The following is a 12,434-nucleotide window of genomic DNA, read 5'->3' as shown; positions in this document are numbered from 1 at the left end:
AACGTCTCTCTTCCGGCGCTGTTTTTCTTGGCTCAACTGTAGGATATGATTGTCCCATCTCCACAGCATGGTGAAAATACGGCTTTTTACCCCAGTTTTTCCGCTGGAGGACTCCAAGGCTGAGGTATATGGCTATCCCTTTGGAATTTCAAAAGCCTGTGCCATAGAAAATGGTTGATGCTTTATTTTTTGAAGCTCCAAAGGGATAACCGGCAAAATGCCTTAGCCGTGGATTCCGCCAAGGGGGAGGCTGGAAAAAGGCTGTATTTTCACCGCACTGTGGAGATGAAACAACCACATGCTATAACAGAGCCTTAGAAAACCATCGAAAGGGCGAACGTTTCTCTTCCGGCGCTGTTTTTCTTGGCTCAACTATAGGATATGATCGTCCCATCTCCACAGCATGGTGAAAATACGGCTTTTTACCCCAGTTTTTCCGCTGGAGGGCTCCAAGGCTGAGGTATATGGCTATCCTTTGGAATTTCAAAAGGCTGTGCCATAGAAAATGGTTATGCTTTTTTCCTTGAAACCCCAAAGAGATAACCGGCAAAATGCCTTAGCCGTGAGCCCCGCCAAGGAGAAAGCTGGAAAAAAGGCTGTATTTTCACCGCACTGTGGAGATGAAACAACCACATGCTATAACAGAGCCTTAGAAAACCATCGAAAGGGCGAACGTCTCTCTTCCGGCGTTGTTTTTCTTGGCTCAACTATAGGATATGATTGTCCCATCTCCACAGCATGGTGAAAATACGGCTTTTTACCCCAGTTTTTCCGCTGGAGGGCTCCAAGGCTGAGGTATATGGTTATCCCTTTGGAATTTCAAAAGCCTGTGCCATAGAAAATGGTTGATGCTTTATTTCTTGAAGTTCCAAATGGATAACCGGCAAAATGCCTTAGCCGTGGATCCCGCCAAGGGGAAAACTGGAAAAAGGCTGTATTTTCACCGCACTGTGGAGATGAAACAACCACATGCTATAACAGAGCCGAAAAGAACGCATCAACCGTTTCCTCATGAGACGGCCTTTTCTTTACAAGGAGCGAAGCAATGGGAATGAAGGACAGGTTCCGCGCAGATCGGGACTTCATTAACGGCGTTCTGAACGACGCCGACGACATGGTAGTCGCCCTGAACGACGGCGACGGGGCCCCGTATGCCTTCCCGGTAAATTTTGTCCTGCTGGGCGACGCGCTGTACATTCATACCGCGTTCACCGGGAAAAAAATGGACTTGATCCGCAAGAACCCCCGCGTGGGGTTCTCCGCCTATGTGGATGTCCGCATCATCCGCGAGAAGGCCACAACCACGTTCCGCAGCGTCTGCGGAACCGGGACGGCGGCCATCGTCGAGGACAAGGAGGAAAAACGCACCGCGCTCGATGCCATCACCGTGCGCTACAAGTCCTTGTGCCCGCGCCCCGCCCCCGATTCCATGATCAACAGGGTCGCCATCATCCGCATCGACATCGACTCGCTCATGGGGAAATACGCCCCCGGTGAAGAGGAAGCGCTCAAAGCATGAACCCTTCGCCTACGCATCAGCCCTTTCAGCTCGTTACGGAACGCCTGCGGGTTCGCCTTTGGGATGAGGCGGATCGTGCCGCTTTCCGCCGTATGAACGCCGATCCCCGCGTCATGAAATTCTTCCCGTCCACGCTCTCCGAAGCCGAAAGCGACGCGCTTCTGGCCCGGATTCAGGCACATCAGGAGGAGCACGGATTTACGTTCTGGGCTGTGGAAGACAAGCCCACCGGAAACCTCGCCGGGTTCACCGGGCTTGCGCGGGCGACTTTTGACGCGCCGTTTACGCCCTGCGTGGAAATCGGCTGGCGGTTCCTGCCCGAATACTGGGGCACGGGATACGCCCTCGAAGCCGCCCGCAGCGTGATGGGCTACGCCTTCAAGGTTCTGAACCTTCCCGAAGTCGTCGCCTTCACCGCCGAAACCAACCTTCCGTCACAGGGACTTATGCGGCGGCTTGGGATGCTCCACAACCCCGCCGAGGATTTCGATCATCCCGCCCTGCCGCCGGATCACCCGCTCCATCGCCATGTGCTCTACAGGATGCTGAAAGATTTCTGGGAGTGACGGCACAGGCTGTGTCATGGCATAGGACTGTTTCATCTTCACAACACGGTAAAAATACAGCCTTTTTCTCCAACTTTTCCCTTGGTGGAATCCGTGGTTAAGGCGCTTTGCCGGTCATGCCTTTGGAACTTCAAGGAAAAAAGCGCCAACCATCTTCTATGACACAGCCACAGCATATGGATCAGGGTTCTTGCCCTGAGGCAGGGCTTCCAGACAGTTCCTTCCGGCCCCATCCCCTCCAACCTTTCCGGCAGCAAGGGGAACTACGGCAGGAGCCCCAACGCATAACTATTCCCTTGCAACGCTTGCCCTCCTGCCATCCGCCCACACACAAAACAATCCCCTCCCCCACACAAAAACCCGCCCGAACGGACATCGCTCAGGCGGGTTACTTCCCTCAACCGGGAAAACCGGCAACAGGGATTCAATAAACACGAAAGTCTTTGGAGAGGAAAGGGAGGGGTTTGGGGAGGGGAAGGGGAACCTTTCTCCAGAAAGGTTCCCCTTCCCCTCCCCAATCTTTCACAATCCTACTACTTCCCTTCAGCCTGAATCTCTTCGCGGACGTAGTTCACGAGGCCGCCCTTGTCGATGAGGTTCTGCATGACGGGGGACAGCGCGGGAACCTTGATGGTCTCGCCGGTGGTCAGGTTCTTGATCAGGCCCTCTTCGGGGCTGACTTCGAGCTTGTCGCCGTCCTTGATCTTGTTCACGTCGTCGCCGATTTCCAGCAGCAACAGCCCCATGTTGAAGGCGTTACGGTAGAAGATACGGGCGAAGCTGTGCGCGATGACGGCCTTCATGCCCGCGCCGAGGATGGCGATGGGGGCGTGCTCGCGGGAAGAGCCGCAACCAAAGTTGCGCTCGGCCACGAGGATGTCGCCCACCTGCACGCGCTTGACCCAGCCGTGCTCAAGGCCTTCCATGCAGTTTTCGCCGAGCTTCTTGGGATCGGTCGTCACAAGGAAACGGGCCGGGATGATGGCGTCGGTATCGATATGTTCACCGACTTTATGCGATACACCAGTGAAAGGCATATGGTTCTCCTGTAGTACTCACGCTAGAAAAATCCACGGGATCCGCGCACCCCGAAAGGATGCGGCGAAACCGAGGCGGCCGGGCGGAGCCGCTCCGGTGCGCCTCGTGCTCCGGGCCGCCCTGCGGGGCAGCCCGGCCGGACGGCATTACAACTTTTCGGGGCTGGTGATCACGCCGGTGACGGCGGAAGCCGCAGCCGTACAGGGGCTGGCAAGATACACTTCGGCTTCGAGGCTGCCCATGCGGCCGCGGAAGTTGCGGTTGGTGGTGGCGATGCAGCGCTCGCCGTCGCCGAGGATGCCCATGTGGCCGCCAAGGCAGGGGCCGCAGGTGGGCGGGCCGACGATGCAGCCGGCATCGGTAAAGATCTCAAACAGCCCTTCCTTCATGGCCTGACGCCAGATGGCGGGCGTCGCGGGCAGGACGATGCAGCGCACGCCCTTGGCGACCTTGCGGCCCTTGAGCACTTCGGCGGCGTCGCGCATGTCGGAAATGCGCCCGTTGGTGCAGGAACCGATGACCACCTGATTGATGGTCACGTCCTTGACTTCGGAAACGGGCTTCGTGTTTTCGGGCAGGTGCGGGCAGGACACCTGCGGCTCCATGCCGCTCACATCGATGCGCACGATCCTTTCATACGTCGCACCGGCGTCCGCTGCAATGAGTTTTGCGTCGGGGTTGTTGTGATCGCGGCAATAGGCGAGCGTTTTCTCGTCGGACGGGAACAGGCCGCACTTGCCGCCCGCTTCAATCGCCATATTGGAGATGCAGAGGCGCGCTTCGACATCAAGCTCGGAGAGGGTCTCGCCGCCGAATTCCAGCGCCTTGTAGAGGGCGCCGTCCACGCCGATGTCGCCGATGAGCCGCAGGATCAGGTCTTTGCCGCGCAGCCATTTGGGCATCTTGCCTTCAAATTCCACACGGATGGTCGGAGGCACCTTGAACCACAGCTTGCCGAGCGCCATGCCTGCGGCGACGTCCGTGGAGCCGAGGCCGGTCGCAAACGCGCCGAGGCCGCCGTAGGTGCAGGTGTGGCTGTCCGCGCCGATCACGAGGTCGCCGGGCTTCACAAGGCCCTGTTCGGGCAGGAGGGCGTGCTCGACGCCGCAGTCCCCGCCTTCATAATAGTGGGTGACGCCCATTTCCTGCGCGAACTTGCGGGTCACCATCACCTGATTGGCGGAATCGATGTCCTTCTGCGGGGTGAAGTGATCCATCACCAGAAAGACGCGATCCTTGTCGAACACCTTGGTCGCGCCCATCGCCCGAAAGGACTTGATGGCAAGCGGCCCGGTGATGTCGTTGGCGAGCACGCCGGAAAGATGGCAGTTGACGATTTGCCCGGCTTCACGGACTTCTTCATCCGTGTGGGCCTGAAGGATTTTCTGGGCAAGAGTATGAGGCATGGGACGGCTCCAGAAGGTAAAAGGTTTCCCGACCGACGGACGAAAACGCCATTCCGCGTTTCCACATCAATCGGAATCGTTACAACATTTTTTCGGCCGAAAGGCCAGCGCCCGGCAAACCGAGGCATCCGCTCCCGCAAGGGAAGCCGTATCTCAATTACCTGAAATTCAAAGGCTCTGTTAAAGTTTGTGGTTGTTTCATCTCCACAGTGCGATGAAAATACAGCCTTTTTCTCCGGTTTTCCCCTTGGCGGGATCCACGGCCAAGGCATTTTGCCGGTGATCCCTTTGGAACTTCAAGGAAAAAAGCATCAACCATTTTCTATAACACAGCCAATTCAAAAATGAATTTTTAGGAAATCATCGAAACGGCGAATGTCTCGCAAACCGCTTTACCCCGGAAACCGGGGCTGCGCAGGGAAAGCGCGGCGCTGCCCATCAGCCCGGCTAAGGGGCGGAAGCCGGAGGAACGGCCCGCTGCGGCTTTCCCCCGGCCCCGCGCCTTAGTTGCACGTATTGATGGCCGGTTCGCCGGTGGCTTCCTGCGTGCGGATGGCGTCACGCTCCTTGTGGTCGAGGCGGTTCAGGGCATCAATGTAGGCCTTGGCGCTGGCGACGATGATGTCCGGGTCGGAACCGCGGCCCGTGGCGCTGTATTCGCCTTCGCGCAGGCGCACGGTCACCTCGCCCTGCGCGTCCGTGCCGCCGGTGATGGCGTTGATGCTGAACTGCTCCAGATCAGGGGCGCGGCTTACAATCTGGGAAATGACGTTGAAGGTCGCGTCGATGGGGCCGGCCCCGAACCCGGCGCGGCGCATTTCCTCTTCCCCGGCCTGAATGACCACGGCGGCGGTGGCGGGCATGGAGGAGCCCATCGTCGTCTGCACGGACACGTTGCCCAGGCGGTAGCGATCCGGCAGGCGGTAGACTTCGGAGAAGACCAGCGCTTCGAGGTCTTCGTCATGCACGTTGGCCTTCTTGTCCGCGAGCTCCTTCACGGCGGCGAACACCACGTTGACCTGTTCGTCGTCCAGACGGTAGCCCAGTTCCTCAAGGCGGGTACGCACGGCGTTGCGGCCGGAGTGCTTGCCGATGACGAGATCCGTGGACTTGCGGCCGATGGACTGGGGCGTCATGATTTCGTAGGTTTCGCGGTTCTTCAGCATGCCGTCCTGATGGATGCCGGACTCATGCGCAAAGGCGTTGCTGCCCACGATGGCCTTGTTCGCGGCGATGGGGCGGCCGATGATGAGCGACAGCAGGCGGCAGGCCGGATAAAGCTGTTCGTTCTGGATGCCGCAGTCCACGCCGTACACGTCGGGGCGAACCTTCATCGCCATGACGATTTCTTCCAGAGAGGCATTGCCCGCGCGTTCGCCGATGCCGCAAAGGGTCACTTCGGCCTGACGTGCGCCGTTCTGGATGGCGCTCAGGCTGTTGGCGACGGCAAGCCCAAGGTCGTCGTGGCAATGCACGCTGAACACGGCCTTGTGGGAATTCGGGGTGTTTTCGATGACGTATTTGATCAGCTTGCCGTATTCGCCGGGCTGGGCATAGCCGACGGTATCGGGCACGTTGATGGTGGTGGCCCCGGCGTTGATGACCTCGGTGAACACGCGGACGAGGAAGTCAGGATCGGAACGCGAGGCGTCCTCGGCGGAAAATTCCACGTTGTTGGTGTACTTGGCGGCGTGGCGCACGGCGGCGACGGCCATTTCCACGACCTGATCCGGGGTCTTGCGGAGCTTGTACTCCATGTGGATGGGCGAGGTGGCGAGGAAAACGTGGATACGCGGGTTGCGCGCCCCGTTCAGGGCCTGCCATGCGCGGTCGATGTCGTTCTTGTTGCAGCGGGCGAGCGCGGCGACCTGCACGTCGGTGACGGCGTTGGCGATGGCATGGACGGCTTCAAAGTCGCCCACGCTGGAAGCCGGGAATCCGGCTTCGATGACGTCCACCCCGAGGCTCTCCAACTGGCGCGCCATACGGAGCTTTTCCTGAAGGTTCATGGTAGCGCCGGGGGACTGCTCACCATCACGGAGCGTCGTGTCGAAAATAATGACGCGATTGGACATGGGATTCTCCTTGGAGTCTTTCAGCCGGAAACAGCCCGCCTCAGTCCTGACGCCGCCCGATGCGACTTCTTACAACTATACGGTTTTATTGCTGTTTTCCGTAAAAAAGCTCTCATATGCAGAAGGGAGGGATAGGGAACCGCTCTAATCAGGTTCCCTTCCCTCCCCCGGATCAAAGCGCCATTCACCGTTAATTCTGCGTAAGGCTCCCTAGGAGCTGCCGGTTGCGGCGGGGCAGAATGATGTAGGTGTAGATGGGGCCGGACAGAAGGTAGATCGCGCCCAACAGGAACCCGAAAACAACGGGCTGGGACAAGATGAGCACGAACACAAGCAAAGCGGAGATCATGGAGCTGAAGGCGTGCGTCTTCAGGAAGCCGTATTCCTTAAACGAGAAATAGCGCACGCGGCTGACCATGAGCAGGGCCATCACAAAGGTGATGAGCAGGCCGAGGAACGGCGTACGGGCTTCCAACCATGACGGGAGATAGGAAGAGAAGAGGATGAACATGGCGACGGCGCACCCGGCTGCCGGGCAGGGGAGCCCGACGAAGAACTTCTTGCTCACCGTGGTGACGCAGACGTTGAAACGCGCCAGACGCAGGGCTGTGCAGGCCACATAGAGGAAGGCCACGCCGATGCCGAGCTTGCCGTAGCCTTCGAGCACCCACATCCACGAAGTGAACGCGGGAGCGACGCCGAAGGCCACAAGGTCGGCCAACGAGTCATACTGGATGCCGAATTCGCTGGCCGTATTGGTCAAACGGGCGACTTTCCCGTCTAGGCCGTCCATAAGGGCGCTGAACAGGATGGCGAGGGCACTGCCTTCGATATTGCCCTGCACCGCGAGGAGCATGGCAAGAAAGCCCGTAAACAGGCTGGCAGTGGTAAAAAGGTTCGGGAGGATATACACTCCCCGCCGAACGGGTTTTTCTTCTTGCATAATAAGGTACCTGTGGGAATCCTGCGAGCAGATTCCGGCCGCGTCGAAGAGGCGCTAGGCCTGAAATTTTCTGGCCAGGATGCTTTCTCCTGCCGCGACCACATCACCGTTGGTAACGACAGCACTATAGTCGGGAGGAAGATAGAGGTCAACCCGAGAGCCGAAACGGATCATGCCGTAGCGTTCGCCGCGGGCGAGGGTGTCCCCCTCTTCCACACGGCAGACGATCCGCCGGGCGATGAGCCCAGCCACCTGCACCATAACCCAAGGCCGCCCGCCGTCGTCGCGCACAAGGTACGCGCAGCGTTCGTTGTCCGTGGACGCCTTGTCGAGCGCGGCGTTGAAGAACTTGCCGGGGAAATAGCGGATGGCCTCCACCCGTCCGGCGACGGGCGAACGGTTGACGTGCACATTGAACACATTCATGAAAATGCTGATGCAGGGCCGAACCTCCCCCGTGATGGGATCGGCTTTCGGCTCCACGCGGATCACCCGGCCGTCGGCGGGGCTGACGGCGATGTCATCCTCCGAGGGCACCACACGTTCGGGATCCCGGAAAAAATGCCCGGAAAACCACGTAAGCACAAGAAAAACCAGCGCCAGCGGCCAAAAGCGCAGCGCCGCAAACGCCAGCGCCGTCAGCGCGAGCAGAAAGAGGAACGGCAACCCTTCCGGCGCCACACCGATATTGCCTTTTCGCATCTGTCATCCTTCACTTTATGGCCGGGGAACGGCTGCCCTTCCCGGCCCAATAAGGTTAAACGTGATTTTCGGATCATGACCGAAAAAGGCCACGGATGCAACCCTGCATCGCCGCGTTGCCCACGGCCCGGCTAGTCCCGCCAGAACTCAGGGACGAACAGCACGAGGATGGCGTAAATCTCCAGACGGCCCAGCAGCATGCACAGCGTCAGAACCCATTTGGACAACGCCGGGACATGGCCGAAGTTGTCCACCGGCCCCACGCTGCCGAGCCCCGGCCCCACATTGGAAATGCAGGTCAGCGTCGCCGTGAACGCGCTCATCAGATCCATGTCCTGCACGGTCAGGACAATCGTACCCGCTGTGGTAACGATGAGATACAACAGGAAAAAGCCGACCACCCCCGAAATGACTTCAACGGGCACGGACTTCCCGGCGCTCTTGAGGTGGCGCACGGAACGGGGGTGCAGCAGGCGGAAGATCTCCAGGTACGCCAGCCGGAACAGCATCACGAGGCGCATGACCTTGACGCCGCCGCCCGTGGAGCCCGCACAGCCGCCCATCAGCATGAACATCAAAAGGATGACCAGCGTAATCGAAGGCCAGAGGTTGAAGTTTTCCGAAACGAACCCTGTGGTCGTACAAACGGAAACAAGCTGGAACACCGCCGCCCGCGTGACCTGCTCGAATTCCGAAAGCGAACCTATCCCAAACAGGCCGTGCTCCACGAGCCCCGCCACGATGACCGCAGAGCCGAGGATGAGCAGCCCGGTATAAAAGCAGCATTCCTGATTACGCAGGTAAACCTTGACCACGCCCCTCAGCGCCTGCGCGTGCAGGGAAAAATTGATGCCCGCGATGAACATGAAAAAAATCAGAATCCATTGGATGGATGCCTGCGGGTACGCGGCGATTGAGGCGTTCTTGGTTGAAAAGCCGCCCGTCGCCACGGTTGAAAAGCTGTGGTTGAGCGCGTCGAACCAGTCCATGCCCGCGATGTACAGCAGCACGGTCAGCACGACCGTCATCAGGCAGTAAACCCGCCAAAGCGTGAGGGCGGTGTCCTGCATCCTCGGCGTGAGCTTGCCGGGGCTCGGCCCCGTCACCTCGGCCCGGTACAGCTGCATCCCGCCGACGCCGAGCAGCGGCAGGACGATCAACGAGAGCAGGATGATCCCAAGGCCGCCGATCCAGTGGGTCAGGCTGCGCCACATGAGCAGGCCGTGCGGCAGGGCTTCGATATCCGCAAAAACCGTTGCGCCCGTGGTCGTGAAGCCCGACGCGGCCTCAAAGACCGCATCCGTCACCGAGGCCGTCGACGTCAGCACGAACGGCAGCCCGCCCGCGAAGCTCGCCACGATCCAGCAGATGCCCACCACGGCGAACCCGTCGCGCAAGGTCAGGTTCAGGGGCGTCTGCGAGCGGTTGGCATACGCCAAGGCGAGCCCGCCGCCCACCATGATCGCCAGCGACGAGAGCAGGCCGAGGAACGCCCCGTCCCCATACCACAGCGACACCCCAAGCGGGAGCACCAGCGACGTGCCCACGCACGCCAGCAGCACTCCCACGATGAACAGAACCGAACGTATTTGCATGGCTGACCCTTTTGGTGAGGGAAGATTGGGGAGGGGAAGGGGTGCCTTTCTGGAGAAAGGCACCCCTTCCCCTCCCCAAACCCCTCCCTATCCCCTTCAAAGACTTTTGACCTTATCGAATCCCTGTTTCCAGCCTTCCCGGAAATGGGAGAGCCTTCTGGGAAGGCGCTTCATATCCATCGTCAAACGATTGGTGTTTTATCCCTTGAAATGCCGGATAAAAAAACAAGGCCCTGTCATCGCAACGGTTGTTTCATTTTCACAGCACAGTGAAATAAAAAGGCTCTGTCATAGTACATGGTTGTTTTGTTTCATCAATATACTGAAAATACACGTTTTTCTCCAATCTTTCCGCTGATGGGCTCTGTGATTGGGGGATTTTATTGGTTATTTCTTTGGAATTTCAAGGAAATAAAGCATCAACCGCTTTCTATGACACAGCCAATGAAAATTTCATCCAGCTTTTTCCATTGGAGGAATCTATGGTTAAGGCACTTTGTCGACTATTCCTTTGGAGCTTCAAGGAAAAACATGGCCCTGTTATGGTATGCGGTTGTTTCATCTCCACAGTGCGGTGAAAATACGGGCTTTTTCTCCAGTTTTCCCCTTGGCGGAGTTCATGGCTGAGGCATTTTGTTGGTTATTCCCTATGAAACTTCAAGGAAAAAGGCATCAGCCATTTTCTAGGCCATGTCAGCAATTAAATATATTCTATTGAAATTATTTAACTATCTTTCAAGCTATAAAATATTATTTTCTATGATTTCAAATAGTCATATAAAACAAGGCTGTGTTATAGAAAATGGTTGATGCTTTTTTCCTTGAAGCTCCAAAGGGATAACCGGCAAAATGCCTTGGCCGTGGATCCCGCCAAGGGAAAAATTGGAGAAAAAGGCTATATTTTCACCTCACTGTGGAGATGAAACAACCACAAACTATAACAGAGCCTAAAACAACGACACGACTTAGGACACAGCCTTCTTTTTTTCCGCAACGATATCTTCGAGCTTGCTCATCTTCTCGCGGAGGCTGAGCAGGACGATGCGATCCTGCGGCTGGATGACGGTCTGGCCCGAAGGGATAAACGCCTCGCCGCCCCGGATGACCCCAAGCAGAAGTATCCCCTTGGGCAGGCCAAGCTCATAGACGCGCTTCCCGGCGATAAGGGATTCCTCATCCACCAGCGCCTCAAGCATTTCGGCGGCGTCGCCGCCCACGGAGACGCTGGAAAGCACCTTGCCTTGCCGGATGTACTGCAAAATGCTGTTCACGGCGGACAAGCGGGGGCTTACGCTGTGCGCGATGCCGATGGCCTCCACAAGCGGGAGGTAGGCGGCCTTGTTCACGCGGGCCACGGTTTCCTTCACGCCGAGGGACTTCGCCAGCAGGCAGGACAAAATATTCGATTCCTCATCGCCGGTTACCGCGATGAAGGCGTCCATCTGGTCGATATGCTCTTCCTGCAGGAGGGACTTGTCCGTACCGTCGCCGTGCAGAACCAGCGTGCCCTGAAGCTGATCCGCCAGATATTCGCAGCGATCCTCGCTGATGTCGATCAGTTTGGTATCCACCCCCTTGTTCTCAAAGAGCCGCGCCAGACGCAGGCCGATGTTCCCGCCGCCCACGATGCAGGCCGTGCCGAGGCTGCCCCGCGTCTTGTGCAGCGCATGGAGCAAAGCCCGCTGGCTGGTGGGCTTGTAGGCGAAATAGACGGTGTCCCCCATCTTGATGGCGTCGGAACCGGAAGGGACGATGAGCTTCTGGCCGCGGGCGATGGCCCCGACCATGATGCCGTCGTCCCGCACGATTTCCCGGAAACGGGTCAGCGGCTGATCGATGAGCGGGCCGCCCTCCACGCGCATCCCGACCATACGGATGAACCCGTCGGCAAGCTGGCCGTACTCCACGGCGCCGGGCAGCGTGAGCAGGCGCTCAATGGAGCGGACGATCTCCTGTTCCGGGTTGATGAGCATGCTGATTTGCAGGGAGCCGCTGCCGAGCAACTGGGGATAGGCGGTATATTCTTCCGTGCGTATGCGCGCCAGCTTCACAGCCTTGGGGGCGATGGCGTTGGCGAACAGGCAGGCGACGATATTGGTTTCGTCGCTGTCGGTCACGGCCAGAAAAATGGCGGCGTCGCCCGCCCCCGCATCCTTGAGCACCGAAGGGATGGAGCCGGAACCGAGCACGGTCTGCACGTCCATACTGTCTTCTATCCTGCGGAGCTTGTCCGGGTTCTGGTCAATCACCACAACCTGCTTCTGCTCTTCGGACAAGCGCTGTGCAATGTGGAACCCCACTTCCCCCGCTCCCACGATGACGATTTTGAGTTCTTCCACTTTCTGGGGAGCACGACGAAACAGCATAAAGCCTCCAACAACGCCTATTAAGATTGGAATTGCTCTGAAACAACAGAGTATCACAAGGATTCAGGCTGCCGCAGTGTAGCGGAAAACATTCCAAGGGAAAACTAGAAAAAGCGCCCCAGCCCGCATGAACACTCGACAATCCGGCCTTTACGCTTGCCTTATCAATGCAGCTATCTTAAAAGAATGCACTATTCACCCTTTTCGTTTGGCTGTGTCATAGA

General features: G+C 58.1%; 10 protein-coding genes. 3 read left to right on the top strand and 7 right to left on the bottom strand.

Going from position 1 to position 12,434, the window contains the following annotated elements; genetic code table 11:
• Positions 1–1,045 precede the first annotated feature (1,045 nt).
• Both AC6I1V_RS09930 and AC6I1V_RS09925 read left to right on the top strand, forming a co-directional pair.
• Positions 1,046–1,519: a pyridoxamine 5'-phosphate oxidase family protein gene (locus tag AC6I1V_RS09930; protein ID WP_497736979.1), complete on the top strand. Its 474-nt coding sequence runs from the start codon at positions 1,046–1,048 to the stop codon at positions 1,517–1,519.
• Positions 1,516–2,085: a GNAT family N-acetyltransferase gene (locus AC6I1V_RS09925; RefSeq protein ID WP_486854085.1), complete on the top strand. Its 570-nt coding sequence runs from the start codon at positions 1,516–1,518 to the stop codon at positions 2,083–2,085. Before AC6I1V_RS09930 ends, AC6I1V_RS09925 begins: the two co-directional genes overlap by 4 nt.
• A gap of 533 nt (positions 2,086–2,618) precedes the next feature.
• Here AC6I1V_RS09925 and AC6I1V_RS09920 read toward each other — a convergent pair.
• The 6 genes from AC6I1V_RS09920 to AC6I1V_RS09895 all read right to left on the bottom strand — a co-directional run bounded on the left by AC6I1V_RS09920 (position 2,619) and on the right by AC6I1V_RS09895 (position 9,844).
• Complete coding sequence (locus tag AC6I1V_RS09920; protein WP_337431998.1) at positions 2,619–3,122, bottom strand: 3-isopropylmalate dehydratase small subunit; 504 nt, start codon at positions 3,120–3,122, stop codon at positions 2,619–2,621.
• A 147-nt stretch (positions 3,123–3,269) separates the two neighbouring features.
• The gene (gene leuC / locus AC6I1V_RS09915; protein ID WP_302552780.1) at positions 3,270–4,529 is read right to left on the bottom strand and encodes a 3-isopropylmalate dehydratase large subunit; all 1,260 of its coding nucleotides are present in this window, start codon (positions 4,527–4,529) and stop codon (positions 3,270–3,272) included.
• A 503-nt stretch (positions 4,530–5,032) separates the two neighbouring features.
• The gene (locus tag AC6I1V_RS09910; protein ID WP_302552775.1) at positions 5,033–6,604 is read right to left on the bottom strand and encodes a 2-isopropylmalate synthase; all 1,572 of its coding nucleotides are present in this window, start codon (positions 6,602–6,604) and stop codon (positions 5,033–5,035) included.
• A 190-nt stretch (positions 6,605–6,794) separates the two neighbouring features.
• Positions 6,795–7,547, bottom strand: a complete 753-nt coding sequence (pssA, locus tag AC6I1V_RS09905) for a CDP-diacylglycerol--serine O-phosphatidyltransferase (protein WP_302552774.1) — start codon at positions 7,545–7,547, stop codon at positions 6,795–6,797.
• 54 nt (positions 7,548–7,601) lie between these two features.
• Positions 7,602–8,249, bottom strand: a complete 648-nt coding sequence (locus AC6I1V_RS09900; RefSeq protein ID WP_302552772.1) for a phosphatidylserine decarboxylase family protein — start codon at positions 8,247–8,249, stop codon at positions 7,602–7,604.
• Positions 8,250–8,380: 131 nt separating this feature from the next.
• Positions 8,381–9,844: a TrkH family potassium uptake protein gene (locus AC6I1V_RS09895; RefSeq protein ID WP_482330476.1), complete on the bottom strand. Its 1,464-nt coding sequence runs from the start codon at positions 9,842–9,844 to the stop codon at positions 8,381–8,383.
• Positions 9,845–10,141: 297 nt separating this feature from the next.
• Here AC6I1V_RS09895 and AC6I1V_RS09890 point away from each other — a divergent pair, with 297 nt between their 5' ends.
• On the top strand, positions 10,142–10,471 hold the full coding sequence (locus tag AC6I1V_RS09890; protein WP_486854084.1) for a hypothetical protein: 330 nt from the start codon (positions 10,142–10,144) through the stop codon (positions 10,469–10,471).
• A gap of 338 nt (positions 10,472–10,809) precedes the next feature.
• On the opposite strand, the gene trkA is transcribed toward AC6I1V_RS09890, so the two are convergent.
• Complete coding sequence (gene trkA, locus AC6I1V_RS09885; protein ID WP_302554738.1) at positions 10,810–12,210, bottom strand: Trk system potassium transporter TrkA; 1,401 nt, start codon at positions 12,208–12,210, stop codon at positions 10,810–10,812.
• Positions 12,211–12,434 lie beyond the last annotated feature (224 nt).

It is taken from the genome of Bilophila sp. T19-St14 (assembly GCF_059728385.1).
The sequence above is the reverse complement of the archived record's forward strand: the minus strand, read 5'-3'. Positions and strand labels throughout refer to the sequence as shown.